We start from the raw sequence: 24,190 nt of genomic DNA, 5'->3' as shown, positions 1-24,190 counted from the left end.
GAAAAGGGGGATTCGCCTGTGGTAAGTCGAACTCGACGTATCGAGCGTCTACTCTAGCTTAGGGAGTGTAGCTACAATTTGGTCTCCAATGCCAATTGTATAGCCCTCGTGGATAAACACAACTCGACCAAACGAATCAGCAATGACCACCAGGGGCAAACTCCCACGTTCTCTATTAGTCGCCTTATAAATCATCTGACGAATAGTGCCGTCTTGATCTACGCCGTAGTGGCTTGCCTTGGGTAGGCGGGGAAACTCCGAAGCCTTGAAGCTCTTGGCCGCAGCTGACGATGGGAAGAGGAAGACGAAGGGGCGTCCCCAAATGTTGAGTTTCTCTTCTACTCGCTCAAGGTCTTTGAGTACGTGGTTGGTTGGCTCCGTTCCTGGTTCGAGTATTGCCAGAATGAAGAATCCGCGCCCTGTGGTGCTGATTAGGCTTTGGGAAGCCATCTTCTCCTCTTTGGTCGGTTCGCCTTGTAGGGTGCAGTAGGGTTGCTCTACGTTGATAGAGCCTAGTACCGAGAGTTCGTCTGCATCTTGGGGGAGGGTTAGGCTCAGCGTGGTTGTGGAGTCCCTCTCTATTTGGAATCGTTGCATCCGCACTTTTACAGCTCCTGAGGCCATACGCGTGCCTGTGATGAGGTAATAGCGTCCTATGGCAAGGGGCATGGGCTTGGCAAATAGGGCAGAGACCTCTAGGGGCCCCTCCTCATCAAAGTAGAGCGTTTGGGGGAGAGCGGAACCTTTGAGCTGGGCAAGGGAGAAATGGCTATAGTATTTGGGTATAATAGCGTTGCCGTTGTCGCTCTGAGACAAGAAGGCAACTTCGCCCTTCGGTTGCTCCTTATGCGGAGTGTCCATAGGGTAGGCCTCCCAAGTTTTTCCCCTATCAAAAGATATTTCTACCACTTGCAGAGTCGCATTATATCGAGAGAAAAGTCCTCGGGTGCGGGCAAGTTGCACGAGGGCAATCTCCATACTTCGCTTATCTCCTCGGTTGTATTTCAGGAGAGGGCCTAGGGAGAGGGGAGAGGGATAAGCCTCGTCTCTTTGGCAGTCGGCAAGTATTTGCAGGGTGTTGGCAAGCCACAATTCATCCTCCACCAAGGCACCTACAAAGGGTTGCTCCTCAGCTACCGAGCGCCAATCACGTAGAGGCTCGTTGGCAACGCGTGGAGAGTATTGGTAGAGTAGCTCCTCTTGTGTAGCACCGGTGGGGACTTGCGCAAAGAGTTTTTCGAGGAGAGGGAGGGGAATGTCTGTCCAATCCTTTTCGCTAAGCACGTGTAAGAAATCGAAGGCGAGCTTTCTACGTCCCGAGGGTTGTGCGTCGAGGAATTTGTAGAGATCTCGAGCATTGGCACGAGCGGTGGTGAAGAGATGGTCTACGGCAGCGGGGTTAAGAGCCCATTTCTTGGCTGCTTCGTTGGCAGATGTGGGGGTGGCGAAAGTGGCTTCGTAGGCGTGGCGGATCGAGTCGTCGACGGCAATACGCTTGTCGCATTGGGCAATCTCCTCTTCTGTTGCTCGTATGGGAAGAGCATCCTCGTGAGGTGGGGTTAGCTTAAACTCCATGCTGTCGGGGATGTCCCCCTCGGGCGTGAGGCGGAGGATAGCGGGCTTGGATAGATCTGCCGGTAGGATGTCGAAGGTTTGTTCTCGGCGTTTTTCGTCTTCTGCCCACACGAAAAGATCTCCGTGCCCTGTGGAAATCCCGGCATAGCCGCTACCGTTGGTGCGAACGGTTGCTACGGGGTAAAACTCGGCATAGTTGTAGATGCAGAAGTGTACCAAGGCGCCCTCGCTGGGCGAGCCATCGGCATTTTTTACCACTACTTCGGCCTTGTGTGTGGGGGTGTAGTGCGCTGTGCAATTGATGGTTGTGCTGTTTCGCTCGGTAGAAATGATCTCTTCGTTCCCTTCGTAGCGGCCAAAAACCTTGGCGAGAACAAACATGGCACGAGAGGCTGCTCCGTTAAACCAGGCAATATCTAGGTTAGCGGCCGGTTCGGATCCTCCTAAGAAGTGCCATTCGCCATCCACCCATACCTCTACCCATGCATGGTTGTCGTCGGTATGTGCCCAGCGTGGGGTGTAGACTTGTCGGGCGGGAATGCCCATGGCTCGTAGGGCTGCTACGGCAAAGGTTGATTGCTCCCCGCAACGCCCCAGTGCGTTGTAGACGGTCTCCAGCGGTGAGTGTGTACGGCCGTCACTTGGGGCATAAGTTACTTTTTCTCTACACCAGTGGTTAATCTCGAGTACGGCATCGCGCATCGAGAGCCCGGCTACACGATCTCGTAGTTCGTTGTAGAAAATTGCCCTGCTACTATCGAGAGGTTCGTTGTTGACTCTCGGGGGGAGCACAAAGTGGAGGAACTCACGATCGGGGATGCGCTTGCCCCAAGGCATCTCTTTTCGGGCCTGGAGGGCAGTGCGCACATTGGTCAAGTGGAAATCTACTGAGTAGTCTGCCACATCCGAAAAAGGCATGTAGGCGTAGAGGAATTGCAGCCCTTCGCGCTCTTCGGTCGTGAGGTCGTCTCGGAAAATGGCATCGTAGAGTTCGCCGCCATTTTGGGCGCGTGCCGAGTCGAAGTCCTCTTGAACGCGTTGGCGCATGGCAGAGTCTTTTATTAGATGCCCCTCACCGCAAGAGGTGAGCAAAAAGCTCGAGATAGCAAAAAAGACTACCACGAGAAGGGGGGAGAGTTTGTGAGATTTCATATCGTATAGTAGTGTGTTTATGATTCTCTTTATCGTAGGTTTTGTCCCCAATGGAGTTTCTCCCTCAGGGTCTCTGCAAAGGTGTGATTGCTTAGGCGGATAAGGCGCACGGGATGCTTGGCTCGGGCAATGGTAAGAGGGGTTCCGGTGGGGAATACAGCCACGTTGCCGTCTGTTACCAGCATGAATGTGCTACTGCGAGAGAAAACCTTGAGGTGTAGGGTTACGGTGTCGGGTAGTACAATTGGGCGCATACTTAGGCTGTGGGGTGCAATGGGGGTGATGAGCAGCACGGGGCAATCCGGAGAGACGAGAGGTCCATTCAAGCTGAGCGAATAGGCCGTGGAGCCCGTAGGGGTTGCAACAATGAGTCCGTCGGCTGCATAGTCTGCCAAGAAATGGTCGTTGATGTGGGTCTCTACGTTGATGATTGACCCTGTTTCTCTTTTTTGTATCGCAATCTCGTTGAGGGCATAGGCTTGGTATCCCTCTACTTCTACCGAGAGCAATCTCCGTTCCTCTATAAGGTAATCGCCTGAGATGAGGCGGTCTATGTACTGGGCCGCATCGTGTATGTCGAGGTCGGTAAGGAAGCCGAGGTGGCCGCTATTAATCGCAAGAATAGGAGTGGTAGGGCTAGCGATGCGGTGTAGAGTGCGTAGGAATGTGCCATCCCCCCCAAAGCAGATAATGTAATCGATCTCCCCCGGGGTGCCGCCGGCAAATCGTTCTATTTGGTCTAAGTAAGACCTGGTCCCCGGGTGCTGTGTCAGCTCCGAAAAAAAAGTCTCTTCGAGGAGCACCCTTTCGCCTTTTTGAGCTAAGGCGGAGAGGAATGCAGCTACATCTACCACTGCCTCTACTACGTGTCCGGAGCCAAATACTGCTACTGTGTTCATAGTCTATGGAACGAAAGTGGGGAGGGGAGAGTGAGTGCGGTATTTTTGCAGGGTAATTTCATTTCCTTTTCTGCCCTATTTCCAAAAAGTTTTAGCCCTAAAAGTAGTCTCACTTTTGCCTGAAAAATAAAACTTTTTTGCCCAGAAGAGGAGAGCAAAACCAGCCAAGGAGAAACAGCTCCAAAGCCTACCTTCTCCGTCGTGGTGAGACTAGCTTGGAAGTCTGTTTTGCCCATTCGTTGCACCTCTTTCTCCGCCATCTCCGCAAGTTGTACTAAATTTGCTACCGACAAAGATAGTATTTACCAATGACTAAGCTAAGTGTAAATATCAACAAAGTAGCTACAATACGCAATGCACGCGGTGGCAATACGCCCAATGTAGTGCAAGTAGCTTTGGATTGCGAACGGTTTGGAGCGCAAGGAATTACTGTGCATCCTCGCCCCGATGAGCGGCATATACGCTATGCGGATGTGCGGGCTCTCAAGCAGGTGCTCTCTACCGAGTTTAATATAGAAGGGAACCCTATTCCTTCGTTTGTGGACCTCGTGTTGGAGGTGCAGCCCGCCCAAGTAACCCTCGTGCCGGACGCTCCCGATGCCCTTACATCCGATTCCGGTTGGGAGGTGGAGCAGCACTTCGACTTCTTACGAGATACTATTCGCCGATTTGAGGCTGAGGGTATTCGCACGTCAATATTCGTTGGCACGGACCTCGATAACATTGCCCGAGCTGCGGATGCCGGATGCCGTAGAGTGGAGCTCTACACAGAGCCGTACGCCTCCGCTTTTCTCGAAGGAGAAGTGGAGCCGGTGATCGAGCGTTTTGCCCGAGCTGCAGAGCATGCTGCCGCTTGCGGGCTGGAAGTAAATGCGGGGCACGACCTCAATCTTGATAACCTCAACTATTTCGTTCGTCGGGTACAGCCCCTTGCCGAGGTGTCTATTGGTCATGCTCTTATCTCCGATGCTCTCTATTTGGGGCTCGAAGAGACGATCCGCCGCTATCGTCACGAACTTATTCTCTAGCATTTTATCCTAACAAGAAAACATTAATAATAGTGATATGTACATACCCTTGATGCAAGTAAATGCCGTAGTGGCAGATACTACTGCCTCCCTCGTTGAGGCTGGTACGGCTACCCCAGTTGCTACACTCTCTGTGTGGGATCTCGCCCTCAAAGGGGGGTGGATTATGCTTGTACTCCTTTTGCTCTCCCTCTTGGCAATCTACATCTTTGTTAAGAAACTCTTACAGGTGAAGGCGGCCCACAAGTCCGACTCCTCCTTTATGGATCGTATTAAAGACTACATCAATACACAGCGGATCGATGCTGCACACAACCTCTGTATCTCGGTTAATACTCCGGAGTCTCGCATGATTGACAAGGGTCTTATGCGCCTGGGTCGCCCCATGAGCGACATCTCGGTAGCCGTAGAGAATGCCGGTAACGTAGAGGCCGGTAAGTTGCAAAGCTCTATGCCTTTGATGGCTACTATTGCAGCTTCTGCGCCTATGATCGGCTTCTTGGGTACCGTTACGGGTATGGTTCGGGCCTTCTTCGACATGGCCAATGCCGGCTCTTCGGTAGATATCTCGCTCCTCTCCGGGGGAATTTACGAGGCTCTCGTTACTACGGTAGGGGGGCTTATCGTAGGGATTATCACCCTTTTTGCATACAACTATTTAGTGGCTCGTATTGACAAGGCCCTCAATGTGTTGGAGGCGCGCAGCATAGAGTTTATGGACGCCCTCAACGAGCATAGTGCGGGCAATGAGGGTGGCAACCAATAATCAGAGGGGAAAGTAGCCATGGCACTCAAGCGAAAACTTAAGGTTTCCGAGGCTTTTAGCATGGCTTCGATGACCGATGTTATTTTCCTTCTCTTGATCTTCTTTATGGTCGTGAGTACTCTAGTGGTGCCCAATGCCATCAAGGTTAATCTTCCCTCTTCGCAGTCTACCGCTCCGAGCGATATGCCTATGGCGAGAGTTACGATTACAGCCGAAGGAAGTTGCTATTTTGCCCTAGAGGGAGAAGAGCCCTTCCTTGTAGATGAGACTCAGCTGCTAGAGCAACTCGCTGTGGCTCACGAGGTAGACCCCGATATGTACGTGGCACTCTATGCCGACGAAGAGGTGCCCTACCGAGAGATTATAAAGGTGCTCAACGCAACGGCTCAGCTAGATATCAGGCTGGTACTTGCCACCAAGGCGTTGCCCTCCGCACCCCAAAACACCCTAGAATAAAGGGCTAAGCAATGACACGAGACAGACTTATCGCTCTTGGGATCACCATTGCCTTTCATGGGCTTATTGTAGCACTTCTCTTTTTGCTGCAACTCACCACTATGGCTCGCTCGCATCCTAAGGAGATTACGTTAGTCCCCGTAGGTGTATTGGGCGAAGAGTTGGCACGGGGAGGCGCCGGCAGTGAGGCTGCCCCTGCTCCCTCTAGCTATACGCCTTCGATGCCTACGACACCACCCGCAACCCCCATGCGGCATAAGGAGCCTCTTATCACGCAAAAGACTCCCGACCAACCCGCCGTGGCTGCTCCAAAGACCAAGCCCACGCCCAAGACCAATGACGCAGCTCTTGCGGCAGAGCGACGCGCCCAAGAGGAGGCTCGTCGCGCGCAAGAGGCAGAGAGAGAGAGGCAGCGTGCCATTAGCAACAAGGTTTCTAATGCATTTGGCAAAAGTGCTTCTCAGGGTACCCAAGGCAAAGAGTCTACCGGTACCGGAGGGGCTCAAGGGCAAGGCGAAGGCTCTGCCACGGGTAGTAGTGTAGGGGGAGGCGCATCTCTTGCCGGCCGTAATGTGGTGGGCAATGGAGGGCATCCTGCTCGACCTACGGGCTTCTCGCCCACACGTGGAACCGTGGTTGTACGCATCGTGGTGAATGCAGATGGTAAGGTGATAGAGGCTACTCAGCGACTGAGAGGTACCAATGTGACGGATAGTCGCACGGTGCAAGCCGCCATCCGAGCTGCCCTGGCTACCCGCTTTAATGCACAGCCCGGAGCCGCCGATCAGGAGGGTACGATCACCTATCACTTCGATATTCAATAGATTTTCAGACCTAAATAGCTATCATCGTATGGAACAAAAAGTTTATGTCTTCCTTGCAGAAGGTTTTGAAGAAATAGAGGCAGTGACCCCTATCGATTTATTGCGTCGTGCCGGTCTTAACGTGGAGACCGTCTCTATAACGGCAGAACGCCTTGTGACAGGGGCGCATGGAGTGCCCTATACGGCAGACCGAGTTCTTGCCGATGTAGAGGGGCAGTCTCCCCTTGCCATTGTATTGCCGGGCGGTCTACCCGGAGCGCAAAATCTGCATGATACGCCTGCTTTGCTCTCTATGATTCGCCGTCAATTAGAGGCTTCTAAGGTGGTGGCTGCTATTTGTGCCTCTCCTGCCTTTATTTTGGGAGAAGAGGGCTTATTGCAAGGGAAAAAAGCCACTTGCTACCCCGGTTGTGAGCCCAAAATGAAGGGCGCTACCGTGTCTACGGAGTTGGTAGAGGTGGATGGAAATATCATCACAGGTAAAGGCCCCGCAGCCTCTATCCCCTTTGGGCTTGCCATTGTAGAGAAGCTTGCCGGGGCTGCCGCTGCCAAAGAAGTAGCCGAAGGCATCCTATATAACTGATTTTGCCACGAAGAGACCTCCTTTCGGTGCGTCTCTTTGCAGGGCGTTGCTGACTTTTAGTTTTGGACTTTTCATACGATCCGAATCGTCCTCTCAGTCGGGAGGAGGCTCTCTATCTTGCCTTAGAGATCGATCGGGAGGCGCTGTACGAATTGGCGCACCGCACCACGGTGGCCCTCGGTCCTGCCTTCGATACCTGCTCCATTATCAACGTAAAGAGCGGGAATTGCCCCGAAGACTGCAAGTGGTGTGCCCAAAGTCGCCATTATACCACGGGGGCCGGGGTTTACCCTTTGCTCTCGCCGTACGAATGTACTCGCCAAGCCAGCTACAACCGCCGGCAAGGAATTCGCCGATTCTCGCTCGTGGCGGGAGGGCGCTCTGTCTCCCTAAGTGAGACGCGCCAACTGGCGGAGATATATCGGGAGATCCGCTCGGAGACCGATATAGATTGCTGTGCCTCGCTTGGCTTGCTCGACGAGGAACGGCTACAGATACTCTACGATGCCGGCGTCTCTACCTACCATTGCAATATGGAGACGGCCCCCAACTTTTTCTCCACGCTCTGCACAACCCATACTCAAGCGGATAAAATTGCGACCATCCGTGCCGCACGCAAGGTGGGTATGCGCATCTGCTCGGGGGGAATTATTGGCATGGGAGAGTCCTTAGAAGATCGTATAGACTTTGCGCTCTTTCTCCGTGACTTGGAGGTGCAATCCATCCCTATAAACCTATTGCAACCCATCCCCGGTACCCCTCTTGATCGCCAAGCCCCCCTTAGCGAGGAGGAGTATCTCACTACGGTAGCCCTCTTCCGTCTTATAAACCCCAAGGCCTACCTGCGATTTAGTGGAGGGCGCATACAGCTTCCTCTGCCGGTAGTGCGCAAAGCAATGTATATTGGCATCAATGCAGCCATAACGGGGGATCTGCTCACTACGGTGGGGGCACGTGCCGAGGAGGATATGGATCTGATCCGAGAGATGGGCTACACGACCGATCTGCCTACCGATTGGGAGCGATAGTAGGGCGCCCTATAGAGGCTCTCCCGATTATACAATAGAGGAGCCCAGATAGACCCCTAGTGGATTTGATACTGCTCTCTGCCGATTTATTTGTAAGTTTGTAGACAGAAATTGCAAGAGATAAACGACTAATAAAACAACGATGAATCTATTCTTATTACAAGCAGCTGCTCCCGAAGCTGCAAAGGGCGGTCTAATGGGAGGTAGCTGGGGTACTATCATTATGATGGTGGTACTAATCCTAATTTTCTGGCTCTTCTTTATTCGCCCTCAGTCTAAGCGTCAAAAAGAATTGCAACGCAAGCGCGAAGCAATGACAGAGGGAGATAAGGTGATTACTGCCGGAGGAATACACGGCAAAATCTCTAAAGTACTTGACAAGGAGTTCGTGATAGAGATTGCCAAAGATGTACAGATCCGTGTAGACAAATCTTCTGTTTACGCTGCCGGCGAAGACGTCTCAGCTCAGAAGTAATAGCCCCATATGGGGTGTATTCTCTAGAAGAGGGTAAAACACTTGCGCCGCGGGAGTTTTTAAACCGTGTACTTGCAAGTGTTTCTCTCCACTAGAGAAGAAAAAGATATCCTCCCCTTTTTTCAAAGAAAAAGCTTGCTGCATGGATCTTAAGCTCTTTACTAAACGTGTACTTTCGGTAGGAGAAAAAGTTCCTCGCTCTACCCCTTTGAGCGCACAAACGCTACGGGGGCGTAAGTTTTTTTCTTTCCTTATTTTCTTACTTCTTTCTTTGGCTTGGTGGTTGGTAACGAGTCTGCAAGAGCGTTATCAAACCTCTATTGTTATACCCGTAGAGTACCCGGACTTGCTAGAGTTCGCACCCGATGGAGAGTTGCCCAAAGAGCTAAAGGTAAAGATCGAAGATACTGGCTTTTCGCTTCTTTTTAATTATACCTTCCGCACCTATAGCCCCATAAGGCTGGATGTGGATATGGCTCGTGCTAGGAGTGATAGGCGGTTGCTCATATCCTCCGCACTACTAAACCAGAGTGTGCAGGCTCGATTGGAGTCGAGCTCCACGCGTATTGTCTCGATCTCTCCCGGTGAGATTGACTTCAAACTCTCTCGTTTGGAGTCGAAAGTGGTGCCGGTAGAGAGCCGTGTGGCTGTAGAGTTTAATGATGGGCATCTTCTCAAAGAGCTTACCATAGAACCCGATCATATTACCATCTACGGTAGTAGAGATCAGTTGCGCAAGATAAAGGCTGTCTATACGGATAGCACGCTTTTGCATCAGGAGGGCGAGTCTCTTGTGCAGACAAAGATGGTGCCGCTCATGAAGCATGAAGGAGTGCGCCTCAGCATTCCGCAGGTGCAGGTGCGTGCCGAGTTTGTTAAGTTTACAGAGAAAGTCTTGGAAGTCCCTATCGGGGTAGAGCATAAACCCGAAGGCGTCTCTCTCACATTGCTTCCCTCTCGTGCGCAACTGCGGGTGGCTATCCCCATGTCGATGTATAATACCGTGCAGCCCGAAGATTTTACCCTTATGATTGATTATCGGGAAATCTTTGCTCCCAGTGGTGCCGATACTACCTCTCGGAGCGGAAGTACCCAAGGGCAACTCTTTACGGTCTATTTGGTAACTCCGCCGGAGTGGCTCATCAACTATAGCATTACCCCGGCTCGCATTCAATTCATCAGGGAGGGTGTAGCCGAGTGAACCGACTTGCTACAAGAGTCCTAGGGATTAGCGGAGGTATTGGGAGTGGTAAGAGTGTTGTCTCTCGCCTTTTGTGTCTCTTGGGAATACCCGTTTTCGATTGCGACAGAGAGGCAAAGGCGCTGTACGACAGCGATAAACAACTCAAAAGGGCGCTCATCGAGCGCTTTGGCGAAGGTCTATATCCCGAGGGGCGATTTGCTTCTCGCGCTTTAGCTCAGATTGTTTTTGAGGACCCTCAGGCAAGGCGAGAGGTGGAGCAGATGGTGCATCCTGCCGTATTAAGGCGTTTCGATCAGTGGAAAGAGGAGCAGGAGCGCCCGCTGGTTGCCCTAGAGAGCGCCATCCTTTATCCGAGCGGATTCGACAAGTTTTGTACCGATATTCTATGGATTGATGCTCCGGAAGACGAGCGTTTGCAGCGCATCATACAACGTGACGGATCCACCCGAGAGGAGGCAATGCGTCGCATCGATGCTCAGCGCAATAATTCGCCCCACGAGGGAAGTCCGGTTTATCGGATCGATAATAGTGCAGATCAAGCCCTCTTGCCGGCCGTTCGTGCCCTGGTAGAGGCTCTTCTACCTTAGCTACTATCATTTTCTCTTTTCTCCCTCTCCGATATTGTAGAAGAGGGGGGCGAAGACTCCTTTTTTATCGTTACTTTTGTGTGGTCTTATCAAAGATTAGGAATATATGTTTAGGCGATATCTCGCATTCTTAGGCCTTGTGCTTTTTGCATTGGGTACTGTGGCTTGTAACAAGATCCCCGACGATCATTGCCGCCTTGTACTGCGCTGGGAGGGCGCAGCTACGGATTCCCTTTCTCCTCGTCTCTATCTAATTCACAACGATACCCTAGGGGAGAGTGTGGTCGATACGGTAGAGATAACCGAAAGAAAGGGGAAGCAAGTGCTGGATATATACGTGGACACCACCTATTCTCACCTCACAATTCGTTCCGAAAATCCCTCTCGGGAGTTGGCTTTTGAGATGCCTAGAGCAACGAAAGTGACGGTAGACATAGACTGGGAGCATCCCCATCTTTTGAGAGTCTCGGGCTATCCCGAAGCCGATGTTCGCAGCAAGTTTATTCATGGAGAGCGCAAGTTGCTCCGCCGTTACGACGAGGCTTTGGCCCAAGGGAATATGCCGGAGGCAGACAGCCTTTGGTCTCTTGTGCGTCATCGTCTTGCGGAGTATATTGTGGATAACAAAGAGAAACCTGGAGCCGATCTTCTCATGATGGAGTTCCTCCCCGGGCGAGAAGGAATGCTCTTTTTTCAGCAGCAATATCCCACGGAGTCGCTACCTGAACAGTTCCGTTACTTCCATCACGAAAAAAATCGATGGTCTGCCATAGGAGAGAAAGGAAGGTGGATTGATTGGTCTCTTTTGCCCATGCCGGACTCTCTCCGGAGCCGCTTCACCTCCCGACCGGACTCGGCATTCCGCTACGCCGTTGTGGAGCTCTTGTCAACGGCAGGCCCATCGCCCTATGCAAAAGAGATCAGAGAGGTACAGAAGAAAAAGGCGAATCGATTTATTTTCCTGAGCTATAGCCTCGCTCCCAAGGCGCAAGGCGCTTCCCTCGCTTCGGGGCAGGGCGCTTTACCCAATTACTATGCGATTAAATCCTCGGCAGGTAGTATTCTCTATTTTTCGGATCAAATGGGGATTACCGCCTTCCCCTACTATCTGGTGGTGGATGAGCGTGATATAGTCGTGGCTTGGGGAGAGGATTTTTCTGTTTTGCTGAAAACTCTGAGTTCTTTGCCTTGAGATAAGAGATTGCCATGCTTGTCAAAACCTATACCGCAGCCCTTGTTAGTGTAGATGCTCACCTCGTAACGGTGGAGGTGAATGTAGAGCCGGGGGCAGCTGTTACCCTTGTAGGACTGCCCGATACCTCCGTAAAGGAGAGTTACCAACGCATTGAGACGGCTGCCGAGTACTCGGGCTACCGACTGCATGGCTTCCGAAGTGTAATCAATTTAAGTCCCGGAGATCTCAAAAAAGAGGGCACTGCCTATGACCTCCCCATTGCGATAGGTTTGATAGGGGCGTGCCAATATTTCTCGAGTACTTGCCTCGATCGCTACGTGATGGTGGGTGAGTTGTCTCTTGATGGTGCCATTCGTCCGGTAAAGGGTGCCCTACCCATTGCCATAAAAGCACGGGAATTGGGCTTCGAAGGTCTTATTGTGCCGCGGGAGAATGCACGCGAAGCAGCCGTGGTGAATAATCTGAAAGTCTTTGCCGCTGATACCCTTATAGATGTGGTACACTTCCTCGAGGGGACGGGCGAATTGGATCTTGTACAGGTGGATACAAGGGCAGAGTTTGAGGCGCATCGAGAGTATTATGTACACGACTTTGCCGATGTAAAAGGGCAAGAGAACGTAAAACGAGCCATGGAGGTGGCGGCTGCCGGCGGGCATAATATCCTGATGGTGGGGGCGCCCGGCTCGGGGAAGTCCATGATGGCAAAGCGAGTGCCCGGCATTTTGCCCCCATTCACGTTGGGAGAGTCGCTCGAGACCACCAAGATTTATTCGGTGGCAGGCAAGTTGGCTCACAATACAACCCTTATGACGGCTCGCCCTTTCCGAGCCCCACACCACAGTATCTCGATGCCTGCTCTTGTGGGCGGCGGCACTTCGCCTCGCCCCGGAGAGATTAGTTTGGCGCATAATGGTGTTTTATTTCTAGATGAGCTGGCCGAGTTTAATCGGAGTGTTTTAGAGCTCATGAGGCAGCCCATGGAGGAGCGAACTATCACGGTCTCCAGAGCTAAGGCCACGGTGGATTATCCCGCCTCTTTTATGCTGGTTGCAGCAATGAATCCCTGCCCTTGTGGCTACTATAATCATCCTACAAGAGAGTGTGTTTGTCCTCCGGGTTCGGTGCAAAAATACTTGTCGAAGGTATCGGGTCCCCTGATGGATCGTATTGACATTCAGATAGAAATTGCCCCTGTTCCTTTTGAAGAAATTTCCAAATCCACCCCGGCAGAGCCCTCTTCTCTTATCCGTTCGCGTGTAATAGCTGCGCGTGCGAGACAGACGGCTCGCTTTGCCGACTTCCCCCATGTGCACTGCAATGCTCAGATGACCGCCCCCTTGACGCAGCGTTTTGCTCGCCCCGACGAGGAGGGAATGCAGCTTCTTAAAAAGGCAATGGAGCGTTTTGGACTCTCGGCACGTGCCTATGATCGTATTCTTAAGGTGGCGCGTACTATTGCGGACTTGGCAGGAAGTGAAACCATTGCTGCGGAGCATATCCGAGAGGCAATCCTCTATCGCAATCTAGATCGTGCCTCGTGGGGAGCGGTGTGAAAAGCCTACTTCCCTTTTTCTCTTTAGCTTTGATTAAACTCTTCTTTCTCAGTTTGATAGCAAATCTAGATTACCCTCTTCGCAAGATGTAGGTAAATTATTTAGGGCAAAGTGTTGTTAGTTTGGGATTTTATACTACCTTTGCAGTCGGAAAAGAGAGCTTCCTTAGCTCAGTTGGTTAGAGCATCTGACTGTTAATCAGGGGGTCCTTGGTTCAAGCCCAAGAGGGAGCGCATTTCTTAAAGATAGTCCTCGATACCTATTCGGTTCGGGGACTTTTTTTGTCCATTCACCCTAAATATTTTTGAAGATGTAGTACATTTGTACCAAGAAATGCCTGTTCTCTCCGTCGAGGAATAGAGAGGTCAAGAGGGTGTTTAAGGTTGGGTAAAAACAAATAAAAACTATGACAGAGCAAACTATTAACAACTTCCTCCTTATTAATTCGAAGTATTTTGATATGAGCATGATGCCCGAGATCAAACTTCTCTTGCAGAATGCCGATGAGAGCATGGCTCAAAGTATTTTCGCTATTGAGTTCAAAGATCCTACGACCCTCCTGGTTATCTCTATATTGTTGGGGGCCTATGGGATCGACCGCTTCATGTTAGGAGATGTTGGTATGGGGCTACTCAAACTCTTTACAGGGGGAGTGTGTGGTATTCTTTGGATTATAGACGCTGTGAATATTCAGCAGAAAACGAAAGAATACAACTTCAATAGACTTCGTTCTGCGCTTTCCGGCTATCCAATGTACTAAGAGAAACATTGCACGATAGTATTGCTATCCCTCCCATCATTGCTTCCCCTAGTGGCAGTAGTGATGGGAGGAGTCTTTTTTAGGGGGTGGCTCAGTCTTTATTCTCTTCTTGGCAGTGTCGTTTCCTTTTTCACCCAATATAGAGGCGATTTTTTGCCTGAGAAATAAATATTTTCAGGCTGATTTTCCCAGAGAAATTAGCCTAAAGTAGGAGAGGTCTTAGGGCAAGAACCAGAAAAATAATAGCCAGCTCCACCGATTGATTGATGCGAATCCCCTTTTTGGCGTCCTGCAGTGTTAGTTCACGTGGGTGGCTACCAATGTAGGGTTTGTCAAATAGTTCGCCAAAATAGTAGTGAGGGCCTCCAAATTGGCACTCGAGGATTCCGGCCAAAGTGGCTTCCGGATAACCGGAATTAGGGCTGGCGTGGTTTTTTCCCTCTCTCCAGACAAAGCCTAATAAGTCTAGCCTTCCGCTAACCAAGAGCATAAGTAGGGCTGTAAGCCTAGCCGGTATGTAGTTGGCTACGTCGTCAATGCGTGCTGCCCAGCGTCCAAAGAGAATGTAACGGGCAGAGTGGTACCCAATCATGGAGTCGAGGGTGTTAATCATCTTATAGGTTAGGATGCCCGGCAACCCAAAAAGCAGGTAGTAGAAGAGGGGCGCTACCACGCCGTCGCTGAGGTTTTCGGCCAGCGTCTCAAGAGCAGCGGTGCGAATTTCTTGTGCGGAGAGGGTAGATGTATCCCGACCTACGATGCGAGCTACCTGTTGTCTGCCCTCTTCTTCTGATCTCTCTACCGCATCAAATACCATTCGCACTTCACGGCATAGCGTTGTACCGGCAAGCGAGTAGAATAGGAAAATAAGGTCTAGGGGGACAATTGCCCAAGGGGAAAAATGGGATAGCCCCCTCTCTATGCCCCAGGTCGCGAGGGCGGTCGCACTGATGAGCCCTAGGGCTAGCAAAGCACCTTTGGCAAGTCGGTGGTTGCCTCGATTGAGACGCTTCTCGCCCCAGCTGATCGCCTTTCCAAAAAACACAATAGGGTGAGGGAGCTGTGGAGGATCGCCTAGTAGACGATCGAGTAACCATGCCGGAATTAGGCTCGAGGCAATGAGGAGTAGGGCGGAGAGGTAGGTCATGTTGGGGAGGCTGAGGAGTGATAAGGCTATTTAGAACTCTGCTGTTGATACCAATCTCTGAGCGCATCTACGAGGGCTTGATCGGCCTCTTCGCCTTGGCTCGCCACCCGAATGCAGGCAGAGCCTAGCGCCCCCATGTTGGTAGCATCACGTACTAGAATCCCCCGCTCTCGGGCTAGCCACTCTTTGAGGTCGGCACTGGTTGCGCCCGATACCTCGAAATGAAAAATAAAGAAATGGGTATCTGTGGGTACGATGGATAACCACGGAAAGGCGGATAGTTTGGCTCTTAGCGTGCGGCTACTCTCGAGGAGTTGTGCCTCAATGCCCTCGTATAGGGCTCTGTTTTGGAGTAACCATTTCCCTGCTTCTATGGCTAATGTATTTACAGACCACGGATGGCTGAGCGCTCGGATCCCCTCGAGTGTTGTAGCATTTGAGACAAGATACCCCAGCCGCAGCCCCGGTATGGCAAAACTTTTGGTGAGAGACTGTACGAGTATTACGTTGCCCAAACTAATCGCTTCGCGTGCGCTTAGCACCTCTTGGGGGGAGAATGAAGCGTAGGATTGATCAAAGACAAATACCTGCTCGGGGTGTTTTTGGATGTACTCTACCAGTTCCTTTTTGGGGATGACTTGCCCCGTAGGGTTATTGGGATTCCCACACCAGATAACTTGCGCGCCTTGGGGAGCATCCGGCCATTGGCAAAAGGAGGATAGAGTATGGTGGTAGAGCTGTGCGGCATCTGCGTATTCGCTAAAAGAGGGCGAGAAGATGGCAGAATGCTTGCCCTCTAAGCTGTGGGCAACGAGGTAGATAGCCTCCGTAGCTCCGTTGGTTACCATTACCTCCTCCGGTGCTATGCCAAGCTGCTCTGCAAGGCTAACCTCTAGGCTGCGAGGGGAGGGCTCGGGATAGGAGGTGATGAGGGGCAACTGCTCCGAGAGGTACCGATACAATGCCGTGTGGTCGATGATAGTGGGAACATTACTGCTGAAGTTGTAGCGGATGGCTACCCCCTGGTAGTGATGAAGATCGTCTCCGTGCCCTTCAATCATAGTCTTGCATGATTTGGTAGATGCGCTCTACATCAACGTATTGCCGCACGTGATCGGCTAGTTTGTCGTACTGTTCTTCTTTGTAACTCGCGTAGTCCAGTGCTTTCTCTTGCGTTAGTTTGTGGCTGAATGGGGCGAGTAGGCGATCCACTACTGCCGGATTGTCAAGGATGCCATGGATGTAAGTGCCCCAGCATCGCTCGGAGAGTCGGGTACCCTCCGCACTGCCGTCTGAGAACTGATTGGTAGGCGAGCAACTAGCTCCCTCGAGTAGCGTGGTTTGTCCCATGTGTATTTCGTACCCTCGGCAGAGAGTGGGGTCGCCAAGGTGTGTGAACTCAACTTGACGGGTGACTTTCTCTTGAGTTATGGTGGTTTCTGTGGGGAGCAATCCAAGTCCCGGTAGGTGTTGATAGTCGCTTCCCTCTAGGTTGTCGGGGTCGTGCAGCATTTGCCCCATCATTTGGTACCCTCCGCATATGCCCACAAGGGTGGTGCCTTTGCGGTGAGCTCGTACCAAACACTGCGCCACGCCGTTGTTTCTTAGTTCGGCCAGGTCGCCAAGGGTGTTTTTACTCCCAGGCAGAATGATAATGTCGGCCTTCTCTAGTTCTTTTAGATTGTTGGTGTAGTAGAGATGGATTCGAGGGTCCTGCTCAAGTGTGGAAAAGTCTGTGAAGTTGGAGATATGCCCCGTCCGTACAACGGCTATATTGACTTTTCCTACTTGCGATGTTCGGTTCTTATTGGCAAGGGCTACCGAGTCTTCTTCTTCTATTGTGATGTCTTGGAAGTAGGGGACGACACCCAAAACGGGTACGCCTGTTAGCTCTTCGAGCAGTTTACGCCCTTCGGTGAAGAGGGCCAGATCTCCACGAAATTTATTGATGATAACGCCCTTAATGAGCCGTCTATCTTCGGGCGATTGTAGCATGATGGAGCCGTACACGCTGGCGAACACACCGCCACGGTCGATATCCGCCACGAGCAATACCGCTGCGTGGGCGTGGCGAGCCATGGGCATATTCACAAGGTCGCTATCCTTTAGGTTTAACTCCGATATGCTCCCGGCACCCTCCATTACGATGGGATTGAATCGGCTGCTAAGTCGGTCGAAGGCTCCGTGTACCTCGGCTCGTAGCTCCTCGCGCCCCTCACGTCGGAAGTAGTCGTAAGCATGGGTATTGCCAATCGGTTTTCCGTGGAGTACAACTTGGGAAGTTTGGTCGCTACTCGGTTTTAGGAGCAACGGATTCATATCGGTGTGGCAGGGGATGCCGGCTGCTTCGGCTTGTACGGCTTGCGCTCGGCCTATCTCAAACCCTTCGGGTGTAGCGTAGGAGTTGAGGGCCATATTCTGAGCTTTGAAAGGGGCAGGGTGGTAGCCGTCTTGCTTAAAAATGCGGCAGAGAGCCGTTGCCAAAACACTTTTCCCTACGTCACTACCCGTACCGGCTAGCATAATAGGGCGGAGAGACTGAGGGTGTTTCATACTTCTTTCCCTTTCAGTTTTCGTTTGTAGGCAAAGGCTCGCCAGCGATCTTCTTGGAGCTGTTTTTGCCAAACTTCGTAGCGTGCCATAACAAAGAGGAGGTCGGAGAGTCTGTTGATCAAGACGAGGATTTGTGCGGGCACGGGGTCTATATGGTGGAGGGTGACAAGCCTTCTCTCGGCTCGGCGAGCCACTACTCTTGCTTGGTGTAGGTGGGCAGCAAGGGGAGTCCCCCCAGGGAGGATAAAGTAGCCCTCTCGCTCATTGATCTCGGCATTCATGCGATCCATACACTCCTCTAGGTGCCCAACGAGAGTGGGAGAGAGGCTGTTGGGGTTATGATCTCTAAGGGTAGAGGGGGTGGCAACGAGGCTCATTACGGCCATCAGTTCGAGTTGTATTTCTCGGAGATCCTCTTGCCAAGGATGCTCAGTTTCGAGGAGAGAGCGTACAAGACCAAGGGCGCAGTTTAGTTCGTCTAGGGTGCCGTTGGCTTCAATGCGAGGGTCGTCTTTCGCCACTCGTGCGCCTCCGTGTATGGCAGTTGTGCCTAGGTCTCCGGTTCGTGTGTATACTTTACTCATGCATTCCAGAGGTCAAGGATATTTCGTTCACCCCAGTAGAGGTGCGTGTATCCGGCGATACAGTTTTTTATTCGGTAGAGAGGCGTCTCTACGTCGTTGCCCCGAGCATCTTTTACGCTGGAGGCATAGTTGAAAATCGGTTCGTGGGGCGTGACAATGCTACTATAGTGAAATTCGTGTCCCTGCCACGGCTCCTGCCCTTGGATTGTGAGGGTTCGGTAGCCTAGGTGTAGGCGCATATTTTGCATTGTTGCCTCTTGGGGCAGGATGCCTACCATGGGGTAGCTTTCGCCTTTTTCGTCCGTAATAGAGCGACAGAGATACATCATTCCGCCACACTCGGCAAGTAGCTTCCCTCCTTGGGCTACGTAGTCTCGGATCTCCTCTTGGAGCTGTCGGTTTTGCGCCAATTGGGGCAAAAAGAACTCAGGGTAGCCCCCGGGGATATAGACGAGGTCGCTAAGGGGGAGCGAGGGGTCGGTGAGAGGACTAAAGTAGGAGACGCTACCGAGCTGTTGCAGTTGGTCTAAGTTGGCTTGATAGGTGAAGTTGAAAGCTTCGTCCTTAGCTACGCTGATGCGGAGTGTCCCTTTAGGTGTGTCGGGGGTGAGTGTAGGGGCAGGGGCTTGGGTGGCGCACAGCTCCAGTAGGCGATCTACCTCTACATATTTCTCGAGTGTCTCGGCAATGCGATCGGCATATGCATCGAAGTCGAGTTGGGCATCTAGGGTAAGCCCTAGGTGACGAGAGGGTACCGATAGCTCCTCCATTCGGGGGATGTATCCAAGGCAGGGTACCTTGGCTTCCGACGCCGCTTCTTGTAAAAAAGCATAGTGTCGGGGGCTGGCTACCTTGTTAAAGATAACGCCAATGAGACGGATTTTGGGGTAAAACCGAGAGAAACCAAACAGCGTGGCAGCTACCGAATAGGCGGTGCTTTGTGCATTAACTACCAAGAGGATGGGGAGATCTAATAGCTCAGCAATTCGGGCACTGCTCCCTTCCATTCCCTTATAACCATCGAACAATCCCATTACCCCTTCGGTCACGGAGATATCGGCTTCTTGCGAGTGGCGTGTGTAGAGATTATGCAGATGTTCTCCGCTTGCGAGCCAATTATCCAGGTTGATAGAGACTCGCCCCGAAGCCATTTTGTGGTATTGAGGATCGATGTAGTCGGGGCCACATTTGAAGGGTTGCACTCTATAACCCCTATTGCGAAGAAGGCGCAAAAGCCCTGTGGTGAGGGTGGTTTTCCCTCCTCCCGAAGAGGTGCCTCCGATTAGGAATTGGGCTATCATGGCTTTACGGCTTTTAGAATGGTAATGGGGTTGTGCTCGTCTAGTGTGATGCGTTGCGAGGAGACAATATGCCACTTGCAGCTCTCGGCGCCTTCGTAGAACGCCTCTCGGCTCTCGGGGCTTACGCTGTTGAAGACAATAACGCCTCCCTCAGTGAGATAGCTATCTATACGTTGAATCATGGAGACGAGCTGCCCTCCATGCCCCCCGATAAAAACGGCATCGGGGCGAGGATATTCTGCTAAATCCATCTCCATAAAATCGCCAATGACGGCGGTGATGCCGGGGGTGCCAAAGCGCCGAGTGTTGGTCTCCATGAGGGCGCGTCCTGCCTCTCGTTGCTCAAAAGAGACAATCTCTAGATGGGGAAATTGCAGTTTGGCTTCGATGGAGACGGAGCCTGTGCAGAACCCAACATCCCAGAGCGTTTGATGCGAACGCAGGTCTAGAGCGGCAAGGGAGAGTAGCCGAATGGGCATTTTGGTAATCATCTTGGCTCTGCCGTCGAGGAGGGCAAAGTCGCTCTCGGGTATGCCTAGAGGTCGATGTCGGGGGTGCGTCTGTTTGAGTATAAGACAGTTGGGCATAGAGAACGAGCGTTGGGCTACCTCCTCTATGGAGTACTCCGCCACTCTCTCTAGGGCATTCCCTAGGTTTTCTCCCACAATCATACGATAGTTGTTGTAGCCATAGTCCAGCATTCGTTGGGCAATGGCATTGGGGGTTTTATTCCTATCGGTCAGCACTCCCATGAGGGGCTCCCCTTCTATTAGGGCTTGTTCGAAGCGTTTCAAAGGTCGCCCCGTGAGTGAGAGAGTTCGCATCCCTTCGTAGGGGAGTAGGCTGCGATGGGCGAGTAGTTGTAGCGAATTGAAGGTGGGAAATACCTCAATAATAGCCTCCGGGTCGCGCCTTTGTACCGTGCCGGCAAACCCAAAAAATAGGGGGTCGCCCGAAGCAAAAACAACGATCTCTTGATGCTCTTTGTAGGCATCGAAAACGCCATCTAGAGGTACCGTTATATCAATCCAAGTAGCCCCTAGGGGGAGGAACTTTTCCACCAATTGGTGATGACGAAGTCCTCCGGAGAACACCTTGTTCTCGGCTATTATTTTGAGGACTGCCGAGGTGGGTTCTAATTCGGCGTCGTCGGTAATACCAATGATGTAGTACTTGCGTGCCATACTTTTGTGGGGCTATACGTCTCGCCCGGGATAGAGGGCGGCGGCATCGTCGTAGCAGAGAATGGCGTTGATAAGGGTGGCGGCAAGGTTGCTACCTCCTCGTCTGCCTTCTACGATGATCTTAGGGATATGGGGGAAAGTATGCACTCTATGCTTCGACTCGCAGACGTGTACAAAGCCTACGGGAGCGGCTATAATGCCGGAGGGAGTGGCTTTACCCAGCCGTATTTGTCGGCATAGCTCGATAAGGGCCGTAGGAGCATTACCAAAGGCAAATAGAGCGTTGGGGTCTTCTTCTACGGCTAGGCGAATAGCTTCTTCTGCCCTTGTAGTGCCTCGCGTCTTGGAGAGTTCCACCACACGAGGATCGGTGATATAGCATTTGACCGAGAGCCCAAGTCGCTCCACAGCTCCCTTGCGGATGCCTGCTGCCACCATGGATACATCGGTTACAATAGTCTTGATTTCACCCTTCTTGATGGCTTCGTGCATGCGTGCCACAGCGTTGGGATCTGTATAGAGAATATCCTCCATGGAGAAGTCTGCCGTGGTGTGGATGGCATGGAAGAGAGCCCATCGCCTATCGATAGGCACCTCGGGGTGGCGCATCTCACGCTCTATCGTGCGGAATGATTCCATCATGATTTGCTGCCCCTTGCCCTCAGCTCCTTCGATGCGCTCTCGGTAGTAACCTCGAGGTGTGATGATGGCATCTTGAGTTTGGTAAGACTGAGAGTTGCCGATAAGTACCACGGTAAACATATCAATCTCTTCGGGGTCGAATTGTGCCAACGTGGTGCGTACAACGCGTTCCCCCGGGCGACCTGCTTCTCGCACATACCCTACAGGTGTGGTAGAAGCACGCCGCTCCAAAAAGAGCGCTTTGAGCCGATGGAGCTGCCAATACCGCCCTTCGCTTTTGGGGTTGTAGACTGCAGTTACAAAGTCGGCCTCGGCAGCTGCTATGATGCGTTTCTCTATCTTCTCCCATGGGGTCATGAGGTCGGAGAGGGAGATAATGCAGAGGTCATGCCCAATGGGAGCACCCAAGAGCGAAGCCGCTTTTTGGAAGGCACTGATACCGGGGAGTACCTGGATTTCTATCGCACTATCCCGATCTTTTTTCATCTCGTAGATGAGGGGAGCCATACCGTAGATGCCGGCATCGCCCGAACTGATCACCGTAACGCGCTGCCCCTTCTCTGCCTCTTCGAAGGCAATAGCGGCACGCTCTCTCTCTTTTTTCATCCCGGTGTCGATACAACGAGCCGTGGAGGAGAGCCAGGGTTCAATGAATTGGAAATAGTATTTATAGCCTATTACTACGTCGCTTTGGGCAATGGCTTCGCACACCGCCGGGGTGATGTCTTGAGGGCTGCCGGGGCCTATGCCTGCGACTATGATACTGCCTTTGTTCATAATTAAGGGGAGAGGTTAAGGTTTTGTCTCGGGTCTATTGTCTTTGTATATGAGGTATTGCTGGCGCAACGCTCGGTATTTGCGGAGGTCTTCTTGCCAGCTTTTGCGTATTGCCTCCTCGCTCCATCCCTCTCGGAGTTGCTTGCGGAGTGAGGGAGAGCCTGCGAGAAGGTCGAAAGTGCGCTCGCGGTCAATGAGTTGCTTACCCACCTTTTGGGTGCGCTTCTGCCAATCAATGAGAGGGGCAATACTTAGCCCCCCTTGGGGGAGAGAATCCGTATAATTCGTTCCATAGCAGCGCTGCCCCTTGTACTTTGCGTTGGTGGCGCCCTGCATGGATTTGGGGGTGAAGAGATATTCTCCCAACTCTTTATTAGGATACCCCAGTGCCGTAAAAGGATTGGGGGTGCCCCTGCCTACACTTAGGATGGTGGCTTCGAAAAAGCACAACGAGGGGTAAAGGCGAATGGCTTCGGGCGTCTTGAGATTGGGGCTTGGGGCTACGGGGAGCGTGTAACTATCGCCATGTTGCCAACCCTTGATGGGTATCACACGGAGATCGCACTGTATGCCTCCTGCCAGCCAACGCTCGCCGTTGATCATAAGGGCTAGCTCGCCTACGGTAAGTCCGTGCAGTACGGGGATGGGGTGCATCCCGATAAAAGATTGGCACGAGGGCGTGAGGAGGGGGCCGTCTATGTAGTCGTTGGGGTTGGGGCGGTCGAGTATAACTACTGTGATATGGGCTTCGGCAGCGGCTTCCATTACATAGTGCATGGTGCTGATATAGGTGTAGAAGCGGGTGCCAACGTCTTGTAGGTCGAAGAGAATAAGGTCTAAATCGGCAGTTTGGTTGCGCTTGGGCTTTTTGTTATTGCCGTAGAGAGAAATAATGGGTAAGCCGGTGAGGGCGTCTTTCCCACTTGCCACGGAGGCGCCTGCATTGGCAGTCCCTCGGAATCCGTGCTCGGGAGAGAAAAGGCGACGGACCTCTATATTGAGGGCAAGAAGGCTATCGACAAGGGGGCGTTGGTTTGTGCCGATAACGCCTGTATGGTTACTCACAAGCCCCACTCGCTTGCCACGGAGTAGGGGGAGTAGTTGATCCATCCGTTCCGCTCCCACTTGTATAGAGGAGGGGGGGAGCGTAGGGGCAGCAAAGAGCTTAGGAGCCCCCACCAAGAGGACTCCTAAGACAAAGGGTATAACCCTGAGTAAAAACTTATGGGCTAGGTTGCTCATTTTTTTGCATCGGCTACACGCTTCTGGTCGGCAATGAAGGCGGCCAACCCATTGTCCGTAAGGGGGTGCTTGAGCAATCCCTTGATGGCACCCAAGGGGCAAGTAGCCACATCTGCTCCCACTTCTAGGCATTCGATAACGTGGCGTGTGTGGCGGATACTTGCTGCCAAGACCTCCGTTTCAAAACCATAGTAGCGGAAAACCTCTACGATCTGACGGATAAGCCCTACGCCATCGCCCGAAATATCGTCGATACGTCCCACAAAAGGCGATACATAGGTAGCCCCGGCTTTGGCTGCAAGGAGTGCTTGACCGAGATTGAAGATGAGCGTACAATTGGTGCGAATCCCCTCACGAGAGAACTGGCGAACCGCCTTGATACCCTCTTCGGTAGCGGGCACTTTTACCACGATGTTGGGGTGGAGTGCTGCTAGTTCGCGCCCTTCGCGGAGCATGCCATCGAGGTCGGTGCTCATCACTTCGGCACTGACATCGCCATCTACTATCTCGCAGATTTTTAAGTAGTGTGCCTTGCAGTCTTCTTCGCCGCTGATGCCCTCTTTGGCCATCAAGGAGGGGTTGGTTGTAACGCCATCTAGTACGCCTAAATCGTTTGCTTCTCGGATGCTTGCCAGATTGGCTGTGTCGATAAAAAATTTCATTGTTACTTCCTCA

The 24,190-nt window shown here is 52.1% G+C and carries 23 protein-coding genes and 1 tRNA gene; 13 read left to right on the top strand and 11 right to left on the bottom strand.

What is annotated here, in order from left to right; translation table 11 throughout:
* Window positions 1–48: 48 nt before the first annotated feature.
* The gene (locus tag Q0090_RS06115) at window positions 49–2,727 is read right to left on the bottom strand and encodes a transglutaminase-like domain-containing protein (RefSeq protein ID WP_297948739.1); all 2,679 of its coding nucleotides are present in this window, start codon (window positions 2,725–2,727) and stop codon (window positions 49–51) included.
* 29 nt (window positions 2,728–2,756) lie between these two features.
* Complete coding sequence (locus Q0090_RS06110; protein ID WP_297948737.1) at window positions 2,757–3,626, bottom strand: NAD(+)/NADH kinase; 870 nt, start codon at window positions 3,624–3,626, stop codon at window positions 2,757–2,759.
* 308 nt (window positions 3,627–3,934) lie between these two features.
* On the opposite strand from Q0090_RS06110, the gene Q0090_RS06105 reads away from it, so the two are divergent.
* The 13 genes from Q0090_RS06105 to Q0090_RS06045 all read left to right on the top strand — a co-directional run bounded on the left by Q0090_RS06105 (window position 3,935) and on the right by Q0090_RS06045 (window position 14,085).
* Window positions 3,935–4,654 (top strand): pyridoxine 5'-phosphate synthase, encoded by a 720-nt coding sequence (locus tag Q0090_RS06105; RefSeq protein ID WP_297948735.1) that lies wholly within the window; start codon window positions 3,935–3,937, stop codon window positions 4,652–4,654.
* 166 nt (window positions 4,655–4,820) lie between these two features.
* The gene (locus Q0090_RS06100) at window positions 4,821–5,420 is read left to right on the top strand and encodes a MotA/TolQ/ExbB proton channel family protein (protein WP_297948786.1); all 600 of its coding nucleotides are present in this window, start codon (window positions 4,821–4,823) and stop codon (window positions 5,418–5,420) included.
* Window positions 5,421–5,438: 18 nt separating this feature from the next.
* On the top strand, window positions 5,439–5,876 hold the full coding sequence (locus Q0090_RS06095; RefSeq protein WP_297948733.1) for a biopolymer transporter ExbD: 438 nt from the start codon (window positions 5,439–5,441) through the stop codon (window positions 5,874–5,876).
* A gap of 11 nt (window positions 5,877–5,887) precedes the next feature.
* Window positions 5,888–6,700: a TonB family protein gene (locus Q0090_RS06090; protein WP_297948729.1), complete on the top strand. Its 813-nt coding sequence runs from the start codon at window positions 5,888–5,890 to the stop codon at window positions 6,698–6,700.
* 28 nt (window positions 6,701–6,728) lie between these two features.
* Window positions 6,729–7,283: a DJ-1 family glyoxalase III gene (locus Q0090_RS06085; protein WP_297948725.1), complete on the top strand. Its 555-nt coding sequence runs from the start codon at window positions 6,729–6,731 to the stop codon at window positions 7,281–7,283.
* Window positions 7,284–7,345: 62 nt separating this feature from the next.
* Window positions 7,346–8,311 carry a biotin synthase BioB gene (gene bioB, locus Q0090_RS06080; RefSeq protein ID WP_297948720.1) on the top strand — a complete coding sequence of 322 codons (966 nt, stop codon included), beginning with the start codon at window positions 7,346–7,348 and terminating at the stop codon, window positions 8,309–8,311.
* Between the two features lie 142 nt (window positions 8,312–8,453).
* A complete protein-coding gene (gene yajC / locus Q0090_RS06075; protein ID WP_297948716.1) occupies window positions 8,454–8,786 on the top strand; it encodes a preprotein translocase subunit YajC in 333 nt (110 codons plus the stop codon).
* A 142-nt stretch (window positions 8,787–8,928) separates the two neighbouring features.
* Window positions 8,929–9,987 carry a hypothetical protein gene (locus Q0090_RS06070; RefSeq protein ID WP_297948714.1) on the top strand — a complete coding sequence of 353 codons (1,059 nt, stop codon included), beginning with the start codon at window positions 8,929–8,931 and terminating at the stop codon, window positions 9,985–9,987.
* Window positions 9,984–10,577 (top strand): dephospho-CoA kinase, encoded by a 594-nt coding sequence (gene coaE, locus Q0090_RS06065; RefSeq protein ID WP_297948712.1) that lies wholly within the window; start codon window positions 9,984–9,986, stop codon window positions 10,575–10,577. The genes Q0090_RS06070 and coaE overlap by 4 nt, the downstream gene beginning before the upstream one ends.
* Window positions 10,578–10,683: 106 nt before the next feature.
* Window positions 10,684–11,769: a hypothetical protein gene (locus Q0090_RS06060; RefSeq protein ID WP_297948711.1), complete on the top strand. Its 1,086-nt coding sequence runs from the start codon at window positions 10,684–10,686 to the stop codon at window positions 11,767–11,769.
* A 14-nt stretch (window positions 11,770–11,783) separates the two neighbouring features.
* Entirely contained in the window at window positions 11,784–13,325 is a 1,542-nt protein-coding gene (locus Q0090_RS06055) for a YifB family Mg chelatase-like AAA ATPase (RefSeq protein ID WP_297948709.1), read from the top strand.
* Between the two features lie 159 nt (window positions 13,326–13,484).
* A tRNA-Asn gene (locus Q0090_RS06050) sits at window positions 13,485–13,558 on the top strand.
* Window positions 13,559–13,731: 173 nt separating this feature from the next.
* Entirely contained in the window at window positions 13,732–14,085 is a 354-nt protein-coding gene (locus tag Q0090_RS06045) for an NINE protein (protein ID WP_297948707.1), read from the top strand.
* Window positions 14,086–14,287: 202 nt separating this feature from the next.
* Here Q0090_RS06045 and cbiB read toward each other — a convergent pair whose 3' ends face one another.
* The 9 genes from cbiB to fsa are packed head-to-tail and all read right to left on the bottom strand — an operon-like array spanning window position 14,288 to window position 24,177.
* Window positions 14,288–15,232: an adenosylcobinamide-phosphate synthase CbiB gene (gene cbiB, locus Q0090_RS06040; protein ID WP_297948705.1), complete on the bottom strand. Its 945-nt coding sequence runs from the start codon at window positions 15,230–15,232 to the stop codon at window positions 14,288–14,290.
* A 26-nt stretch (window positions 15,233–15,258) separates the two neighbouring features.
* On the bottom strand, window positions 15,259–16,293 hold the full coding sequence (locus Q0090_RS06035; protein ID WP_297948703.1) for an aminotransferase class I/II-fold pyridoxal phosphate-dependent enzyme: 1,035 nt from the start codon (window positions 16,291–16,293) through the stop codon (window positions 15,259–15,261).
* On the bottom strand, window positions 16,286–17,785 hold the full coding sequence (locus tag Q0090_RS06030) for a cobyric acid synthase (protein WP_297948701.1): 1,500 nt from the start codon (window positions 17,783–17,785) through the stop codon (window positions 16,286–16,288). Before Q0090_RS06030 ends, Q0090_RS06035 begins: the two co-directional genes overlap by 8 nt.
* Window positions 17,782–18,369 carry a cob(I)yrinic acid a,c-diamide adenosyltransferase gene (locus tag Q0090_RS06025; RefSeq protein WP_297948699.1) on the bottom strand — a complete coding sequence of 196 codons (588 nt, stop codon included), beginning with the start codon at window positions 18,367–18,369 and terminating at the stop codon, window positions 17,782–17,784. Before Q0090_RS06025 ends, Q0090_RS06030 begins: the two co-directional genes overlap by 4 nt.
* Window positions 18,366–19,670, bottom strand: coding sequence for a cobyrinate a,c-diamide synthase (locus Q0090_RS06020; RefSeq protein ID WP_297948697.1), 1,305 nt, complete (start codon window positions 19,668–19,670; stop codon window positions 18,366–18,368). Before Q0090_RS06020 ends, Q0090_RS06025 begins: the two co-directional genes overlap by 4 nt.
* Complete coding sequence (gene cbiE / locus Q0090_RS06015) at window positions 19,667–20,854, bottom strand: precorrin-6y C5,15-methyltransferase (decarboxylating) subunit CbiE (RefSeq protein WP_297948695.1); 1,188 nt, start codon at window positions 20,852–20,854, stop codon at window positions 19,667–19,669. The genes Q0090_RS06020 and cbiE overlap by 4 nt, the downstream gene beginning before the upstream one ends.
* Window positions 20,855–20,866: 12 nt before the next feature.
* A complete protein-coding gene (cobJ, locus tag Q0090_RS06010) occupies window positions 20,867–22,273 on the bottom strand; it encodes a precorrin-3B C(17)-methyltransferase (protein WP_297948693.1) in 1,407 nt (468 codons plus the stop codon).
* Between the two features lie 15 nt (window positions 22,274–22,288).
* Window positions 22,289–23,515: a DUF1343 domain-containing protein gene (locus tag Q0090_RS06005; RefSeq protein ID WP_297948691.1), complete on the bottom strand. Its 1,227-nt coding sequence runs from the start codon at window positions 23,513–23,515 to the stop codon at window positions 22,289–22,291.
* A complete protein-coding gene (gene fsa, locus Q0090_RS06000) occupies window positions 23,512–24,177 on the bottom strand; it encodes a fructose-6-phosphate aldolase (RefSeq protein WP_297948689.1) in 666 nt (221 codons plus the stop codon). Before fsa ends, Q0090_RS06005 begins: the two co-directional genes overlap by 4 nt.
* Window positions 24,178–24,190: the final 13 nt, after the last annotated feature.

Origin of the sequence: uncultured Porphyromonas sp., assembly GCF_938023125.1 — a bacterium.
Classification (GTDB): Bacteria; Bacteroidota; Bacteroidia; order Bacteroidales; family Porphyromonadaceae; genus Porphyromonas.
Note: the sequence above shows the minus strand (reverse complement) of the source record. Positions and strands in the feature narration are given on the sequence as shown.